Origin of the sequence: Mesorhizobium sp. (assembly GCF_004962925.1) — a bacterium.
Taxonomy (GTDB): domain Bacteria; phylum Pseudomonadota; class Alphaproteobacteria; order Rhizobiales; family Rhizobiaceae; genus Mesorhizobium.
The window spans coordinates 7,387-24,604 of the sequence record NZ_SUEO01000008.1 but is presented as its reverse complement, the minus strand read 5'-3'; the positions used below and the strand labels follow the sequence as shown (position 1 = coordinate 24,604).

16 protein-coding genes are annotated in these 17,218 nt (G+C 63.0%); 7 read left to right on the top strand and 9 right to left on the bottom strand.

Annotated features, from left to right (window positions below; translation table 11 throughout):
• Window positions 1-9 precede the first annotated feature (9 nt).
• On the bottom strand, window positions 10-714 hold the full coding sequence (locus E5W87_RS03720; protein ID WP_128242668.1) for a nitroreductase: 705 nt from the start codon (window positions 712-714) through the stop codon (window positions 10-12).
• A gap of 278 nt (window positions 715-992) precedes the next feature.
• Here E5W87_RS03720 and E5W87_RS03715 point away from each other — a divergent pair, with 278 nt between their 5' ends.
• From E5W87_RS03715 to E5W87_RS03700, 4 genes are read left to right on the top strand one after another with little or no spacing between them, the layout of a single operon-like run.
• Window positions 993-1,586: an XRE family transcriptional regulator gene (locus E5W87_RS03715; RefSeq protein ID WP_292394120.1), complete on the top strand. Its 594-nt coding sequence runs from the start codon at window positions 993-995 to the stop codon at window positions 1,584-1,586.
• Between the two features lie 20 nt (window positions 1,587-1,606).
• Window positions 1,607-4,060: an FAD-dependent oxidoreductase gene (locus E5W87_RS03710; RefSeq protein ID WP_292394117.1), complete on the top strand. Its 2,454-nt coding sequence runs from the start codon at window positions 1,607-1,609 to the stop codon at window positions 4,058-4,060.
• The gene (locus E5W87_RS03705) at window positions 4,060-5,241 is read left to right on the top strand and encodes a pyridoxal phosphate-dependent aminotransferase (RefSeq protein WP_292394115.1); all 1,182 of its coding nucleotides are present in this window, start codon (window positions 4,060-4,062) and stop codon (window positions 5,239-5,241) included. Before E5W87_RS03710 ends, E5W87_RS03705 begins: the two co-directional genes overlap by 1 nt.
• Window positions 5,238-7,697: an FAD-dependent oxidoreductase gene (locus E5W87_RS03700; protein ID WP_292394113.1), complete on the top strand. Its 2,460-nt coding sequence runs from the start codon at window positions 5,238-5,240 to the stop codon at window positions 7,695-7,697. Before E5W87_RS03705 ends, E5W87_RS03700 begins: the two co-directional genes overlap by 4 nt.
• A gap of 155 nt (window positions 7,698-7,852) precedes the next feature.
• Here the strand turns inward: E5W87_RS03700 and E5W87_RS03695 are convergent, their stop codons facing one another.
• From E5W87_RS03695 to E5W87_RS03670, 6 genes are read right to left on the bottom strand one after another with little or no spacing between them, the layout of a single operon-like run.
• Window positions 7,853-8,434 carry an NAD(P)H-dependent oxidoreductase gene (locus tag E5W87_RS03695; RefSeq protein WP_292394111.1) on the bottom strand — a complete coding sequence of 194 codons (582 nt, stop codon included), beginning with the start codon at window positions 8,432-8,434 and terminating at the stop codon, window positions 7,853-7,855.
• A complete protein-coding gene (locus E5W87_RS03690; protein ID WP_292394221.1) occupies window positions 8,431-9,828 on the bottom strand; it encodes an FAD-binding oxidoreductase in 1,398 nt (465 codons plus the stop codon). The genes E5W87_RS03695 and E5W87_RS03690 overlap by 4 nt, the downstream gene beginning before the upstream one ends.
• A complete protein-coding gene (locus E5W87_RS03685; protein WP_292394109.1) occupies window positions 9,828-11,129 on the bottom strand; it encodes a cytosine deaminase in 1,302 nt (433 codons plus the stop codon). Before E5W87_RS03685 ends, E5W87_RS03690 begins: the two co-directional genes overlap by 1 nt.
• Window position 11,130: 1 nt before the next feature.
• Entirely contained in the window at window positions 11,131-11,982 is an 852-nt protein-coding gene (locus E5W87_RS03680; RefSeq protein WP_292394107.1) for an ABC transporter permease, read from the bottom strand.
• The gene (locus E5W87_RS03675; RefSeq protein ID WP_292394105.1) at window positions 11,969-12,799 is read right to left on the bottom strand and encodes an ABC transporter ATP-binding protein; all 831 of its coding nucleotides are present in this window, start codon (window positions 12,797-12,799) and stop codon (window positions 11,969-11,971) included. The genes E5W87_RS03680 and E5W87_RS03675 overlap by 14 nt, the downstream gene beginning before the upstream one ends.
• A gap of 9 nt (window positions 12,800-12,808) precedes the next feature.
• A complete protein-coding gene (locus tag E5W87_RS03670) occupies window positions 12,809-13,813 on the bottom strand; it encodes an ABC transporter substrate-binding protein (RefSeq protein WP_292394103.1) in 1,005 nt (334 codons plus the stop codon).
• Window positions 13,814-14,169: 356 nt separating this feature from the next.
• On the opposite strand from E5W87_RS03670, the gene E5W87_RS03665 reads away from it, so the two are divergent.
• On the top strand, window positions 14,170-14,553 hold the full coding sequence (locus E5W87_RS03665) for a RidA family protein (RefSeq protein ID WP_292394101.1): 384 nt from the start codon (window positions 14,170-14,172) through the stop codon (window positions 14,551-14,553).
• A 61-nt stretch (window positions 14,554-14,614) separates the two neighbouring features.
• The gene (locus E5W87_RS03660) at window positions 14,615-15,418 is read left to right on the top strand and encodes a creatininase family protein (RefSeq protein WP_292394099.1); all 804 of its coding nucleotides are present in this window, start codon (window positions 14,615-14,617) and stop codon (window positions 15,416-15,418) included.
• A gap of 155 nt (window positions 15,419-15,573) precedes the next feature.
• Here the strand turns inward: E5W87_RS03660 and E5W87_RS03655 are convergent, their stop codons facing one another.
• Window positions 15,574-16,083: a tyrosine phosphatase family protein gene (locus tag E5W87_RS03655; protein WP_292394097.1), complete on the bottom strand. Its 510-nt coding sequence runs from the start codon at window positions 16,081-16,083 to the stop codon at window positions 15,574-15,576.
• On the bottom strand, window positions 16,080-17,135 hold the full coding sequence (gene cobD, locus E5W87_RS03650) for a threonine-phosphate decarboxylase CobD (protein ID WP_292394095.1): 1,056 nt from the start codon (window positions 17,133-17,135) through the stop codon (window positions 16,080-16,082). The genes E5W87_RS03655 and cobD overlap by 4 nt, the downstream gene beginning before the upstream one ends.
• On the opposite strand from cobD, the gene E5W87_RS03645 reads away from it, so the two are divergent.
• Window positions 17,134-17,218: hypothetical protein (locus E5W87_RS03645; protein ID WP_292394218.1), on the top strand; the 85-nt coding region annotated here is incomplete at its 3' end. The genes cobD and E5W87_RS03645 overlap by 2 nt on opposite strands.

Below are 17,218 nucleotides of genomic sequence, written 5' to 3'. Positions count from 1 at the left end.
GACGCCACCTCATTTGGCGAACGTCACCCACTCTTCCAGCGGGGCGCGGTCGGTGCGGAACTCGTTTTCGGGCTTGGACGTGTCCTCATGGCCGAGCGCCATGCCACAGACGACGATCTCCTCGTCGGGGATGTTGAGCACCGGCCTGATCTGCTTGTGATACGGTGCAAAGGCGGCCTGCGGACAGGTGTGCAGGCCCCTGCCCCGAGCCGCCACCATGATGTTCTGCAGGAACATGCCGTAATCGATCCACGAACCCTTGTTCAGCCGCCGGTCGACGGTGAAGATCATGCCGACCGGCGCATCGAAGAAGACGAAGTTGCGGTCGTGCTGGGCGCGCATCCGGTCGACTTCGCGCCGGCCGATGCCAAGCACGCCGTAGAGGCCGAAGCCATTCGCCCGCCGCCGGGTGAGATACGGTTCGAAGAACTGGTCCGGATAATAGCGATATTCATCCCACTCGGCCTTTTCGGCGCGGATGCCGGAGTTGAGGATAGCATCGGTGATCCGCTGCTTCACCTCGCCCTTGGTCACGTAGACCCGCCAGGGCTGCATGTTGGTGCCCGAAGGCGCGCGAGCCGCTACGGCGAGAATGGCGCGGATCGTTTCGTCGTCGACCATGTCGGGCAGGAAGGCGCGCACCGAGCGGCGCGACGTGATCGCCTCGTCGACGATCGCCGCATCCTTGGCAATTCGGGTATTGTTTTCCAGCATGGGCCGTCCCTTAGCCATGACCCCGGAAACCGGAATCTGTTTCCGGAAAGGATCATGCGCAGTCTAGAAAACGATGGAGCGTCCTGTGCGCGTCCGATTGGACACGCGGCGCGCTATCGTTGGTCTCGACCGGACGCCCTCACTCGCCGTTCGTGGCCGAGCCTTTGCCTGAACCGTCAAAATGGCGCAAGCAAATCTTGTGGCCTCATGAAAATCCTCTTGATTCTTTCACGAACTTAACTTCTCATGAAATTTACCCTGAATTTTTCACCAGAGAAATGGCTTTGCCGTCAACCGCCGTCAGATCGGAGCAGGAAAATCGCGAACGGCTGCTGGCCGGCGATATCAGGGCTCTGCGCCGGGCGCGCGGGCTGACGCTTGCCGAGGTCGGCTTGAAGCTCGGCCGCTCCGTCGGCTGGGTCAGTCAGGTCGAGCGCGGCCTGTCGATACCATCGCTCAGCGATCTCAGAGCCTTCGCGGAATTGTTCGGCGTGCCGGTCAGCCTGTTCTTCAGCCACGACGTGCCTGTCGAGAACGAGCGCGGCGTGGTCGTGCGCGCCGGCAGCCGCCGCACGCTTGGCACAAGCGATTCCGGCCTGGTAGAGGAGCTTCTTTCGCCCGATCTCGGCGGTAGCTTCGAGATGCTGCGTTCGGTCTTCGCGCCGGGTGCTGAACTGAAGACCGAGGCGCGCCGGCCGACGGAGGAAGCCGGATATGTCGCTTCCGGCAGCTTCGACATCGAGATATCAGGCGTCTGGCACCGGCTTGGTGAGGGCGACTCCTTTCGCTTCGACGGCAAGCCGTTCCGCTGGCGCAATCCTGGAGCGGAGCCGGCTGTCGTCATCTGGGTGGTTTCGCCACCTGTCTACTGAATATAGGTCTGGAGAAAAACATGGCCGGTTTGCCGACCACGGCACGTGTGGTGATCATCGGAGGCGGTGTCGTCGGCACCTCCTCGCTCTACCATCTCGCCAAGGCGGGATGGACCGACTGCGTGCTCCTGGAAAAGAACGAGCTGACTTCCGGCTCGACCTGGCATGCCGCCGGCAACGTGCCGACCTTCTCCTCCTCATGGTCGCTGATGAACATGCAGCGCTATTCGACGGAGCTCTATCGCGGGCTGGCCGATGCGGTCGGCTATCCCATGAACTACCATGTCACCGGCTCACTCAGGCTGGCCCATACGGCCGAGCGCATGCAGGAGTTCCAGCGCGCCAAGGGCATGGGCCGCTATCAGGGCATGGACATCGATGTGGTCGGACTCGACGAGATCAAGCGCCGCTACCCGTTCATCGAAACGCATGAGTTGAAGGGCGCGCTCTACGATCCGAGCGACGGCGATATTGATCCGGCGCAGCTGACCCAGGCGCTGGCCAAGGGCGCCCGCGACATGGGCGCGAAAATCATCCGGTTCTGTCCGGTCACCGGCGTGCGCCGCGAGAAGGATGAATGGGTGGTCGAAACCGCGCAAGGCGAGATCCGCTGCGAGATCGTCGTCAACGCCGCCGGCTACCGCGCGGCCGAAGTCGGCAGGATGTTCGGCCGCGACGTGCCGATGATGGTGATGAGCCATCAATATATCTTGTTCGAGGAAATCCCCGAACTGGCCGCATGGTCGAAGGAGCAAGGCAAGAAACTGCCGCTGCTGCGCGACGTCGACACCTCCTATTATCTGCGCCAGGAAAAGAACGGCATGAATCTCGGCCCCTATGAGCGCAATTGCCGTGCGCATTGGGTCGGCCACAATGACCCGATGCCCGATGACTTTTCGTTCCAGCTGTTCCCCGACGATCTCGACCGGCTGGAGGACTATCTGGCCGATGCCGTCGCCCGCGTGCCTATCCTCGGCACCGCCGGCCTGTCCAAGGTCATCAACGGCCCGATCCCCTACGCGCCGGATGGCAACCCGCTGATCGGCCCGATGCCCGGCGTGCCGAACGCCTTCGAGGCCTGCGTCTTCACCTTCGGCATCGCCCAGGGCGGCGGCGCCGGCAAGGTGCTGGCCGAATGGGTGACTGAGGGCCAGACCGAGTGGGACATGTGGTCCTGCGATCCGCGCCGCTTCACCAGCTTTGCCTCGGCCCCGGACTACTGCGTCGCCAAGGGCATGGAGATCTACGGCAACGAATACGCCATCCAGTTTCCGCGCCATGCCTGGCCGGCTGGGCGCGACCGAATGCTGTCGCCCATTCACGATCGCATCAAGGCGCTCGGCGCCTGCTTCGACGCCTATAATGGCTGGGAGCGCGCCACCTGGTACGCGCAAGCCGGAGATGACGTCTCGGAAGCCGCGACGCTGACCTTCCGCCGCGACGGGCCCTGGCAGCATCGTGTCCGCGAAGAGTGCCTCGCCGTGCGCGACGCCGCCGGCATTTTGGACCTGCCTGGTTTTTCCCGCTTCAACCTCGACGGTCCAGGTGCTGCCGAATGGCTGAGCCAGCAGGTCACCGGCATCGTGCCAAAACCCGGCCGCATCGGCCTCGTCTATTTTGCCGACGACAAGGGCCGCATCGTCACCGAAATGTCTGTCGTGCGCCACGACGAGAATTTGATGACGCTGATCACCGCCGCGGTGGCGCAGTGGCACGATTTCGAGTGGCTGAAATCGCGCATGCCGAAGGACGCTTCATTCAAGCTGGTCGACCGGACGGAGGAATACGCCACGCAGATCCTCGCCGGGCCCAATTCTCGAAAAATCCTCGCCGATGTCTGCGCCGCCGACCTTGCTCTGCCCTGGCTGACGCATCAGGAGACGACAATTGCCGGCCGTTGGGCAAGGCTGCTGCGTGTGTCCTTCGCCGGCGAACTCGGCTGGGAAATCCACACCAAGGTCGACGACACCGCCGCGATCTTCGATGCCGTCTGGGCGGCCGGGCAGAAGCATGGCCTGAAGCCGTTCGGCATGTACGCGCTGGATTCGCTTCGGCTCGAAAAAGGCTACCGCGCCTGGAAGGGCGACCTGTCGACCGACTATTCGATCCTGCAGGGCGGGCTGGAGCGCTTCGTCAAATGGGACAAGCCGGATTTCCGCGGCAAGGCGGCGCTGCAAAACGAGAAGCAGCAGGGTGTCAAGAAACGCTTCGTCACGCTGGTTGTCGAAAACCCCGGCGACTGCGATGCGCCCACCATGTCGACGCTGTGGTATGACGGCCAGATCGTCGGCGAGACGACATCCGGCGGCTGGGGCCATCGCATCGATAAATCGATCGCGCTCGGCATGCTGCGCGCCGACCTGACCGAACCGGGAACCACGGTCGAGGTCGAGATCTTCGGCGAGCGTTTTCAGGCGATCGTGCAGAAGGACGAACCGCTGTGGGATCCGAAAAACGAGAGACTGAAAGCATAATGCCCAGACCATCATCGCGCATTTCCGGCATCGTGCCTTCCGGCAAGGACGGCTGGGAAGTCCATTTCGCCGCTTGGACACGCAAGGAGGCCGGCGAGGACATCATCATGCTGTCGGTCGGCGACCATGATTTCGATACGCCGACGGAGACGATTGAAGCCTGCGTGACGGCGGTTCGCGCCAGCAATCACCACTATACCCCGCTTCCCGGCATTCCGCGCCTGCGCAAGGCGATGGCGGCGGCCTCGACCCTCTGCACCGGCGTTGCGACCAACCCCGACCAGGTCATCGCCACGCCGGGCGGGCAGGCGGCGCTTTACGCGGCGGTGCAAGCCGTTCTCGACCAGGGCGATCATGCCATCGTGGTCGCGCCCTACTACGCCACCTACCCCAACACATTCAGTGCCGCGGGCGCCGATTTCACCGTGGTCGAGACACCCGCCGAGGATGGTTTTCAGCCACGAGAAGCCGACATTCGCGCTGCCCTTCGACCGAACACGCGGGCCATCCTCATCAACACGCCCAACAACCCGACGGGTGCTGTCTATTCGCGCCAGCGGCTGGAAGAGCTGGCTGAGATTTGCCGCGAGCATGACCTCTGGCTGCTGTCGGACGAGGTCTATTGGACGCTGGGCGGCGGCGAGCACATCTCGCCGCGTTCGCTGCCCGGCATGGTGGAACGCACGCTGGTCATCAATTCCATGTCGAAGAGCCACGGCATGACCGGCTGGCGCATGGGCTGGCTGACCGGGCCCGAAGAGATGATCTCGCTGCTGACCAGCCTCAATCTGGTGACAACCTATGGCCTGCCGGCCTTCATCAGCCTCGCTTGCGCCGAGGCGCTGGAAAACGGCTACGGCGTCAAGGAGATCGCCGAACGCTATGCCGCAAGGCGCACCGTCGTCCTCGACGCCATGCGCGGCATGAACAACGTCACCGTGCGCGGCTCCGAAGGCGGCATGTATGTCATGCTCGACATATCGGCTCTCGAGCCGGATGACGAGAAATTCGCCTGGGCTCTCCTCGACAAGGAAAAGGTCGGCGTGATGCCCGGCTCGAGCTTCGGCGAGGCAGCTGCCAGCCATATTCGCGTCAGCCTCTGCCAGCCCGAGGCGATACTTTTGGAAGCAGCCCTTCGCTTGCGCCGCTTCGCGTCCACCTATCGCCGTGAGGCTGCATGAGCGCCTTGCCCCCAAAAGCAATCCCTACGAAGGCCAGGGCTGTCCTCATTGGCGGCGGCGTCTCCGGCTGTTCGGTCGCCTACCACCTGGCCAAGCTTGGCTGGACCGATATCGTGCTGCTCGAACGCAAGCAGCTTACCTCGGGCACGACATGGCACGCCGCCGGCCTGATCGGCCAGTTGCGCGGCTCGCAGAATATGACGCGGCTGGCGAAATATTCGGCCGACCTCTACGTCAAGCTGGAAGCCGAGACCGATGTCGGCACCGGCATGCGCCAGGTCGGCTCGATCACCGTGGCGCTGACCGAGGAGCGCAAGCACGAGATTTACAGGCAGGCGTCTCTCGCCCGCGCCTTCGATGTCGACGTGCGCGAGATTTCACCCAGAGAAGTCAAGGAGATGTACCCGCATCTCAACATTTCCGATGTGGTCGGCGCCGTGCATTTGCCGCTCGACGGCCAATGCGACCCGGCCAATATCGCCATGGCGCTGGCCAAAGGTGCGCGCCAGCGCGGTGCGACGATCGTCGAGAATGTGAAGGTCACCAAGGTTAATAGCAGGGATGGCCGCGTCACCGGCGTTTCCTGGGCACAAGGCGACGAGCAAGGCACGATCGAGGCCGATATCGTCGTCAACTGCGCCGGCATGTGGGCGCGCGAACTTGGCGCCCAGAATGGCGTCACCATCCCGCTGCACGCCTGCGAGCATTTTTATCTCGTCACCGAGCCGATCCCCGGCCTTACCCGCCTGCCGGTGCTACGCGTGCCGGACGAATGCGCCTACTACAAGGAAGATGCCGGCAAGATGATGCTCGGCGCCTTCGAGCCGGTGGCCAAGCCCTGGGGCATGGATGGCATCCGCGAAGATTTCTGCTTCGACCAGTTGCCGGAGGATTTCGAACATTTCGAGCCGATCCTCGAAATGGGCGTCAACCGCATGCCGATGCTGGCCAGCGCCGGCATCCACACCTTCTTCAATGGTCCCGAGAGTTTTACCCCCGACGACCGCTATTATCTCGGCGAGGCGCCTGAGCTTTCCGGCTACTGGATGGCGACCGGCTACAATTCGATCGGCATCGTCTCCTCCGGCGGCGCCGGCATGGCACTGGCGCAATGGATCAACGACGGCGAAGCGCCCTTCGACCTGTGGGAAGTCGATATCCGCCGGGCCCAGCCGTTCCAGAAGAACCGCCGTTACCTGAAGGAGCGAGTCTCCGAGACGCTCGGCCTGCTCTATGCCGACCATTTCCCGTACCGCCAGATGGCGACCTCACGGAACATCAGGCGCTCCCCTCTGCATGAACATCTGAAGGCGCGCGGCGCGGTGTTCGGTGAAGTCGCCGGCTGGGAACGCGCCAACTGGTTCGCCAGGCCCGACCAGGAGCGCGAGTACCGCTATTCATGGAAGCGGCAGAACTGGTTCGATAACCAGCGTGACGAACATCTGGCGGTCCGAAACGGCGTCGGCCTGTTCGACATGACCTCGTTCGGCAAGATCCGTGTCGAGGGTCGCGACGCTCCGCGTTTCCTGCAAAAGCTTTGCGCTAATGACATGAATGTGGCGCCGGGCAAGATCGTCTACACCCAGATGCTCAACCGGCGCGGTGGCATCGAGAGCGACCTCACCGTCTCGCGGCTGTCTGAAACGGCCTACTTCCTGATCGTGCCCGGCGCGACGCTGCAGCGCGATCTCGCCTGGTTGCGCAGGCATGTTGCCGACGAATTCGTCGTCATCACCGATGTGACCGCTGCAGAAGCCGTTCTCTGCCTCATGGGCCCGGATTCGAGGAAGCTGATTCAAAAGGTGAGCCCGAACGATTTCTCCAACGAAACCAACCCATTCGGGACGTTTCAGGAGGTAGAAATTGGCATGGGGCTGGCCCGCGCCCACCGTGTCACCTATGTCGGCGAGCTCGGCTGGGAGCTTTATGTCTCGACCGACCAGGCCGCCCATGTCTTCGAGGCAATCGCGGAGGCCGGCGCCGATATCGGCCTGAAACTCTGCGGTCTGCACACGCTGGATTCCTGCCGCATCGAAAAGGCCTTCCGGCACTTCGGCCACGACATCACCGACGAGGACAATGTGCTGGAAGCAGGCCTCGGCTTTGCGGTCAAAACGGCCAAGGGCGACTTCATCGGCCGCGAGGCGGTGCTGAGGAAGAAAGAGACCGGATTGAACCGGCGTCTGATGCAGTTCCGCCTGAAAGACCCTGAGCCATTGCTCTTCCACAATGAGGCGATCCTGCGCGACGGCACGATTGTCGGCCCGATCACCTCGGGCAATTACGGTCATCATCTCGGCGGCGCCATCGGGCTCGGCTACGTGCCTTGCCAGGGCGAGAGCGAGGCGGATGTGCTGTCGTCGTCCTACGAGATCGAGATCGCCGGCGAGCGCTTCGCCGCCGAGGTGTCGCTGAAGCCGATGTATGATCCGAAATCGGAACGGGTGCGGATGTAGCTCTTTTTTCTTCTCCCCGTAACGGGTAGAAGGTGGCCCGAAGGGGCGGAGCCAGCTTCAGTAATGTTTGCGCCGCCCCTCATCTGCCTGCCGGCATCTTCTCCCCGTTTACGGGGAGAAGGACGCCCATCACGCGGCTCAGCACCTCCCCCGCATCAGAACACGTCCATCCTGGCGGCGACCTTCGCCATAAATCTCTTGCGCGTATCATCGGTCGACAGGTTCATCGAATAATGCGCGAGATAGGAGACGGAGGCACCTGGCTTGACCGTGGCGCGCAACACACGCTTGACCAGCTTGCGCGGCGGGTCGCCCATCAGCATGGCGCGGAACCGGCTGCCGCCATAGGTGGTGACCGCCGCCAGCTTGCGGATGTTGTGCAGCGACGGCTGCACCTTGCCATTGACCAGCTTGAACGAGACGCCAGGCAGGAAGACGCGGTCGAAAAAGCCTTTCAGGATCGCGGGGTAGCCGTAATTCCATACCGGGAATGACAGCACCAGCGCCTCGGCCTTTTGCAGCCTCGCGACATAGTATGCTGCCGGATCACCGGCGCCGCGCTCGTCGTGATAACCGAGCCGCTCGGACCGCGTCAGCCGAGGATCGAAATCCTCGGCATAGAGATCGCAGTCGTCGACGGCATGGCCGGCCGCCGTCAACCGCTCGACGATCGTCCGGTGCAGATCGGCATTGAAACTGGTCTCCACCGGATGAGCGTAGAGAACGAGGATGTTCAACCCGCCTTCTCCAAACCCTTGAACAGGAACGACTTGCCCGAGCGATAGTCGTAGTCCGGGTTTTCCCAGGCTATCATCTTGCCGGGATTGAGCAGCCCTTGCGGATCGGTCTCGCGCTTGAAGGCGAGCTGCACCTCATCCGTCTGCTTCATGCCGCCCTCTTCCAGCGTGTAGCGGTGTGGGTTGAAGACCCAGCAGCCATTGTCCTCGTGGATGCGGATGATTTCGTCGAGCCGCTCCGCCGTCGTGAAGCGGACCAGCGGCAGTCCGGCGACGCCGATCGCGCCGTCGAAGCGGATGAATTCGAGATGCGTCGGCACTTCGTCGCCGAAGCGATCGATCATCGCCTTGACGTGAGCGAGGTGATCCGGCGACGGATAGCGGGTCTGCAGATAAGTAATCGTCGGGTCGACCCTGATGGCACGCAGCGTCGTGTGGTTCCAGGTCAGCTCATAGGCCGGCGGCAGGCCCTTGAGATCGGCCTCCTTGTCGGCGCGGAAGACGATCTCGCCCTTGCTGCGTGCCGTAAGGGCGACAAAGGCGTCCATTGCATGCGGCGCGATCATGCAGACGACGATGCTGTGCTCGCGCCGGAAAAATTTCTGGTGCCGCTTGAAGTAATCGTAGGGGATCGGAGCGGCGATCGGCGTGATCAGCTTCGCCAGAATGCCATCCTGGATGGCGAGATCGTTGCCAAAGCCGGCTGCGTCCATGAAATCGTCGAAGCCGACTATGACGTCGATCCAGTCGTAGCTGGCGGTCAGCGGCATCTCGACCTCGGTGATGATGCCGTTGGTGCCGTAGGCATGCATAACCTTCAGCACCTCCTCGCCGGTGAGGTCCATGGTGCGAGGCTCCGCCTCCATCGTCACGGTCCTGAGCCGAATGACATTGCCGAGGTCGCGCAGGCCGCCCCAGCGGATCGAGCCGATACCGCCGGAGCCGCCGGCGACAAAGCCGCCGATCGATGCCGTGTTGTAGGTCGACGGCGACATCCTGAGCTCCTGGCCGGAATGCGCGCGTGTCGCTCTGTCGATGTCGGCAAGCACGGCACCCGGACCGGTAACGACCCGGCCCGGCGCGATCATCTTGACCGTATTCATCTCGGCAAGGTTGAGCACCACGCCGCCGGACAGCGGCATCGCCTGCCCGTAATTGCCGGTGCCGCTGCCGCGCGGCGTCACCGGAATGCCATGCCGGTGGCAGGCGGCGAGCACACGGATTACCTCGACTTCCGTCTTCGGCGTCACGATCAGGTCGCCGGTGACATGGTCGAGCTGCTGCTTCAGCACCGGGCTGTACCAGTAGAAATCGCGGCTCTTCTGCTGGACGATCGCCGGATGGTCGTCGATCTTCAGACCGTCGAGCTCGCGCTTCAGTGCCGCAATGTCCATCATTTCTCCATCAGATCATCGAGTTCGGCATAGTCGGGCAATTGGCGCTCGATGGCGCGGCCGTCCCGCACCACGATGCGATCCGATTCGGGCCGCGACAGCAATTCCGTCCAGCTCCGTCCCCTAAAGACGACGAAGTCGGCCGCGCTGCCTGCGGCAAGCATGCCGAAACCATCGAGCCGCATCACCTTGGCCGGCGTCGAAGTCACCGCTTGCGGCCAATCGCCGACCGGGTGATCGAACTGCAGGATACGCGTCGCCATGCGGTAGACCTCCAGCATGTCGAGATCGCCATAGGCGTAGAACGGGTCCCGGGTGTTGTCGGAGGCGACGGCCACTGGAATGCCGCGCGCCTTCATCTCGTGCAACAGCGTTACGCCACGCCAACGCGGTGTGGTGTTATCAGCCCGCCGGTCCTGCAGATAGAGATTGCACATCGGCAGCGACACCACGGCGAGCCCCGCCTTCGCCACCTTGTCCAGCGTGTCCAGCACATCGAGATCGGGCTGGCGTGCCAGCGAGCAACAATGACCGACGAGGATGTTTCCCTCAAAACCGCTCCACAGGGCCGCCTCCGCGATCTTCTTCAGCGAGATCGCCGAGACGGCGTCGGTCTCGTCGGCGTGGAAATCGAGGTCGAGGCCATGCTTGATCGCCTGGGTAAACACCTGGTCGAGAAGTTCTTCCAGGTCCGGCAGCATATAGGTGACGACGCCGAGCACGCCCTTGGCCGCGGCGACGCGTTTGGCCAATCCTTCGAACCATTTCTTGTCGCGCACACCTTCGATGCCGAGCAGGCAGGCCGCCTGCAGCTCGATGCGGCCGCGCCATTTCTCCCGTACCGTCTCGAACACCGGCCACGAGATCTCTTCCTGCGGCGCGACGCTGTCGAGATGGGTGCGCAGTGCCTTGGTGCCGTGCGCGTAGGCGCAGCGCAGCGAAAAATCCATGCGGCGGGCGACGTCCGCGGCGCTCCAGCGGGCAGCGCGATCGGCGCCGGTGGCGTTCAACGCGCCCATGAAGGTGCCGTCCGGATTGGGTTTTCGCGGCCAGATATGGCCCTTGTCGATATGCGTATGGCAGTCGACGAAGCACGGCATGACGATACGGCCGCCGAGCTCGACGGCGTCTGCCGATGTATTGGACTGGCTGCGCGCGGTAATGCTGGAAATCCTGCCGTCGGCGACGGCGATATCGGCAAGCGCGAAGCCATCGGCGTCGGAGGCTGCGGCAAGGCCCAGCGTCAGTGATGCATGAAGCCGGGCGTTGGTGAGATGATAAGAGGCAGATGCTGGGATCACACTATCGCTCCTGCTTCAGCGCGCTTTCATGCCAGCGCCGCAGGATCAGATGCGAGATCAGCGACAGCACCAGGAAGATCAGAATGCCGGTGAACGAGATCAGGATCAGCGCTGCGAACAGCCGCGGTGCGTTGAGCCGGTAGCCGGCCTCGATGATGCGCGAGGCAAGCCCCGACGACTGGCCGGTGGCCCCGGCGACGAACTCCGCCACCACTGCGCCGATCAGCGACAGGCCGCCGGCGATCTTCAGCCCGCCGAGAAAATACGGCATCGCCGCCGGCAGCCTGAGATAACGCAATTGCTGCCAGCGGGTCGCGCCGTTCAGCTTGAACATGTCGCGCAGATTGCGATCGACGGAATTGAGGCCGAGCGTGGTGTTGGACAAGATCGGAAAGAAGGCGACGATCCAGGCACAAAGCAGAAGCTTCGTCGTCTGGTTGTCGACGTAGATGTTGATCAGCGGGAAGATCGCGACGATCGGCGTTACCTGCAGGACGATGGCAAACGGGAAGAACGACATTTCCACCCATTTCGACTGCGCGAACAGCACCGCCAGCCCGACCCCGCCGACGACGGCCAGAAGCAGGCTGAGGAAGGTGATCCGCAGCGTAACCAGCAGCGACGAGAACAGCAGCCCGGCATCATCGAATAGCGTTTGCAGCACCACGCCGGGGCGCGGCAGGATGTATTTCGGAATGTCGTTCCAGACGCAGATGCGATCCCACAGCCAGATGGCCAGGACCATGATCGCCAGCGGCAGCAGCCAGCGGCCGATCCGCTCGAGCCGTTCCTGGCGCACGCGACGCGCCTCCTCGGGGTCGAGCGTCAGTGCATGTTCTTCAATGGCCGTCATGATGCGGTCCGGCGGTTGAGTTGATGGCGCCGATCAGCACATCGGATGCCTGGCGGCAGAGCGCGGCATAATCGGGCGAGGTACGGAAGCTTTCGTTGCGCGGATAGGGCGCATCGATGGCGAGTTCCCTGAACACCCGGCCCGGCCGCGCCGCCATGACGACGACGCGGTTGGAGAGGAAAACGCTTTCGAAGACGCTGTGGGTAACGAAGACGACGGTGAAACGCTCGTCCTGCCACAGTTCCAGAAGATCGTTGTTGAGCTTGAAGCGGGTGATCTCGTCCAGTGCCGCGAACGGCTCGTCCATCAACAGAACGCGCGGCTTGGTCACCATGGCGCGGGCGATCGAGACGCGCATCTTCATGCCGCCAGACAGCTCGCGCGGCACGGCACTCTCGAAGCCGGTCAGGTGAACCCGCGCCAGCATCTCCATCACGACAGGCGCAGCCTTGGCCCGCGACACGCCCTTCAGCCGGAGCGGCAGCCAGACATTGTCAAAGACATCGGCCCAGGGCAACAGCGTCGGCTCCTGGAAGACGAAGCCGATATTCGAACGGTCGACAGAGCTGCTGCCGCGCCAGTCGAGCAGGCCGGAGGTCGGCGTCGACAGGCCAGCAATCAGCCGCAACGCAGTCGACTTGCCGCAGCCGGACGGGCCGAGAAGGCTGAGGAAATCGCCTTCCCGGATCGTCAGGTCGACATCGCTGAGCGCTGTCACGCCATTGGAAAAGACCTTGCCGACGCCGCGCAACGCCAGCAGCATCGGACCCGTGCCCGATGCGCTCGCCGGCGCTTGCGCCACTTTCTCCTGCATCATGCCCAGGTGCTATTTCTTCAGCTCGATCCCGACGCCCTTGTTGACGAAAGCCAGCGTGTAGGACTTCTTGATGTCGATATCGGCCGGCACGACCTTGGCCTTGACCATCTTGTCGTAAAAGCTCTGGATGCGCGCGTCGGTCATTGCGCCGATGCCGAGTTTTTCCGTGTCGCCGGAATCGACGATGCCGAATTTCTTCATCTGCTCGATCGAAAACGCGATCTGCTCGTCGCTAATGTCTGGGTTATCCTTCTTGATCGCCGCGTTGGCGGCAGCATTGTCGCCGTAGAGATAGTTGTACCAGCCCTTGGCCGAGCCATCGACGAAGCACTGAACCACCTCCGGACGCTTGTCGATTGTGGCCTGCATGGTCTCGATCGTCGTCGCATAGGTATCGAAGCCGTAGTCGGCGAGCAGGAACAAATTGGGCTGGAAGCCGCCTTCCTTGGCGACCGCATAGGGCTCCGAGGTCACGTAACCTTGCTGGATCGACTTCTTGTTGGCAATGAAAGGTGCGGGGTTGAAGGTGTAGGGCACCCGCTTGGCCGGATCGAAGCCGAATTCCGTTACCATCCATTGGAAGAAGCTCTGCGCGCCTTCGTCGCCGATGATATACTGGTCCGCGTTCTTCAAATCCTCCCATTTGTCGAGCCCCTGACCCGGATGGGCCATGATCACCTGCGGCTCTTTCTGGAAGGAAGCGGCGACCACGCGCAGCGGAATCTCCTGCTGCACGGCGTCGAATGCCTGCAGCATGTTGCCGCCCATGTAGAAGTCGATCTTGCCGGCGAGCAGCAGCGGCCGCCCGCTGACCTGCGGGCCGCCTTGCATGATCGTTACGTCGAGCCCGCAAGCGGCATAGGTGCCATCAGCGGCCGCCTGATAGTAGCCGCCGTGCTCGGCCTGGGCGAGCCAGTTGGTGCCGAAGGTGACCTTCTCGTTCGCTGCCGCACTCAGCGTGCTTGCGGCAAGCAGCATGATCGCGCCAGCCGAAATCTTAAGTTTTCCGTCCATCCACACCACCCTTTGTTGGCTCGGGCGCGTCACGCGCCGAGCTCGACACCATCGATTCAAGAAGCAAGACACATGCCATCGCCGGGACCGCCCGCTTGCGCAACAGTCGTGCGCGAAGGCCGGACTGGTCATGCTGCACCGGAGGCATCGTGCCTATTTTTTGAACGCCTGTCCACAATCGCCCTGATAACATGCACTGCATCTTGAAGGCTCGCCTAATCCGGCTTTAGAGCGACGTGCGTCCACTTGGACGCACAAAGTACGCTCTAAAATTTTGAGTCTTCGCATCGTGCTTTCCGAAAATCGGTCCCGATTTTCGGGCCGATGCGATAGGCTGGCGGAGACTGGAGATCGTCATGTTCAAATTCCTCACGCCGAAGTCGATCAAGCCGCCCTTCGCCCGCTATAGCCATGGCGTCGAGGTGCCGCCCGGCAAACGGCTGGTACTGTGTTCTGGCCAGGTTGCCATCACTGCGGACGATCAGATCCCCGAGGATGCGGGCGCACAAGCGGAACTCTGTTTCCAGAATATATCAGCGATTCTCGGCGAGGCCGGGCTTGGACTCTCCGACATCCTTCGCATCAATGCCTATGTCACCGACCGCGCCTTCCTGCGGCCCTATATGGACGTCCGCGACCGCCTGTTCACCAGCCCGGCACCCGCCTCGACGCTGATGATCGTGTCCGGTTTCGCGCGGCCGGAATTCAAGGTCGAGATCGAGGTCATCGCGGCAGGGTGATCGACAGGCGATCCTTCCCGCGCTAGGTCTGCATCGAAGAGGCCTATCGAAAAGGCATGACATGACCGTTGCAGCGAAACGCGTGTGGTGGGGCGACTATCGGACCACCGAATACGCCACCATCGACCCGGAGGCGACGATCGCCGTTCTGCCGGTGGCAGCGATCGAACAGCACGGGCCGCATCTGCCGGTTTCGACCGACACTTCGATCATGACCGGCATGCTCGACACGGTGATCGCCCGCCTGCCGGGTGATCTCGACATCCGCATCCTGCCCGTCCAGGCGGTGGGCAAGTCGAACGAGCACCTGCATGCGCCGGGGACCCTCACTCTGCCGGCGGCGACCTTGATCGAGGCGTGGACCGAGCTTGGCCTGTCGATAGCGCGCGCCGGCATCAGGAAACTGATCGTCGTCAACTCGCATGGCGGCAACGAGGAGATCATGGGCATCATCACGCGCGAATTGCGCGTGCGCGCAAAGATGCTGGCGGTGAAGACGAGCTGGCAGCGCTTTGGTCGGCCGGCCGGCATGTATACCGCGCTTGAGGACCGCCACGGCATTCATGGCGGCGATGTCGAGACTTCGCTGATGCTGCATTTCCGGCCGGATCTGGTCGACATGGCAAAGGCCGACAATTTCGTGTCCAATGTCGCCCGCGCCGAAAAGGAATTTTCGCTGCTGCGCCATACCGGAACGCATGCCTTCGCCTGGATCGCCACCGATCTCAACCCGAACGGCGTGGTCGGCGATGCCAGCATTGCAACGGCCGAAAAGGGCAGGCTTACCGCCATCCATCAGGCCGACGGTTTCATCAGCCTCTTGAAGGACGTGCGCAAGGCGAAGCTGGTCGACTGGCTGGCTTGAAACCCTAGACCAGGGTGTGTTGAGATTCAGGTCAGGCCGAGCCGAGAATGATGGGTTTCGAGAACCGGAGCGCAGCGTACATTTGGGTACGTGAGCACCGGAAGCGCAGAAAACCCGTCTTTCGCAGGCCGGTATCACCTGAATCTCAACACGCCCTAGGCGTCGATCTTCAGCGCAAACGCCGCACCTTCGAAGGCCTCCGCGCCGCGCCCGATCGCCTGGATTGCTTCGATCATACGGCCGTTGCGATCAAGCAGCGCGTCGGCGACCGCAATCAGCCGCGGATTGGGCGTCGCCGAGGGCGATAGCGCGCGCAGCGTCTGCGCCAACTCGACCTCGTCGCGCTTAGGTGCCAAGGCCGCCGCGATGATGTAGGCCGAGGCCGTCGAACGGCTGATGCCGGCATAGCAATGTACGACCAGCGGCCTCGCACGATCCCATCGGCGCGCAAAATCGAGCAAGTCACGGACATGTATTTCGCCCGGCATGGTCATGCCCTCTTGCGCCACCGCAATGTCGTGCATGACCAGATGCAGATGGTCTTCCCTGGCGATCGACGCCGGCCGCGTCACCTCAGTGCCGGCGGCCAGCAGGGAAAGCAGCCGCTCGGCGCCGGTTCTAGCGACCGTTTCCTCGACTTTCGACAGCGAACAGACATGGATCATTGTTGGACCTCCCTGATCTTATCGTCGCGCTGTTGCGCCCAGTCGGCAAGAGCCGATTCGAGCCGCTGCCATTCCTCGTCCGGACCCGGCAGCCCGGCGCGCAGCACCTCCGGCCGGCCGGAGAAATGCCGAAGCAGGATGCCGCGCTCGCCAAGCCCCGAAAACAGGCCGGCGGCATCCGTCAGCCTGAGATAGCGGAACAGCGTGGTGCCGCCGGCGACAGGCACGCCGAAGCGGCCGAACAGCGCATCGAGCCGCGCCGCATCCTCGGCCAAACGGCGTCGCATCTCGGCCTGCCAACCGCTGTCGGCAAGTGCGCGGATACCATATTCGAGCGCCGGTCCGGCGACCGCCCATGGCCCGAACTGCGCCTCCAGCCGCTCGACCGTCAGCGTGTCGGCCAGTGCAACGCCGAGCCGCAGGCCGGCGAGGCCAAAGAACTTGCCGAAGGATCGCAGCACGACGATGCCGCCTTGCTCGACATCGCCGGTCAGGCTTTCGCCAAGCGGACCGACATCCATGAACGCCTCGTCGACGACCAGCAATCCACCTTTGCTGCGCAATTTTCCCGCAAGCGCAAGCAGCTTCTTGCGTTCGATGATGCGCCCGTCCGGATTGTTGGGGTTGACGACGATGGCAAGGTCGGCCTCTGCCAGGGCTTCGAAATCATCGACCTCCGTCACAGCATGGCCGGCGATCGCCGCTGCCCGCTGATGTTCGGCATAGGTCGGCCCGAGCACCAGCGCCTTGCCGGGACGCACCAGCGAGGCAACGCGCGGCAGCAGGATCTGCGTGCCAGGCGCCGACATCACATTCGCCGCCGATGGAGCGCCATAGGCGCTTGCCGCGACGCCGGCCAACTCGCGAGCGCGCGCGGCTTCCGGCAACCGCGACAGGGCGGTGGCGGGCAACTCGAAAAACGGATAGGAGTGCGGATTGATACCGGTCGAGAGGTCGACGAAGGGTTGTGGCGCGTGCGGGAAAAGCGCCCTCGCCCGGCCAAGGCTTCCGCCGTGATCCACCACTGTCGCCGCTCCATCAAGAGACTTCATGTCGATCCTGATCGCTTTCCTGTCACTGGTTGTTGAATTCGCTGTCGGCTACCCGGCCTGGCTGTTCGGCGCCGTCGGCCATC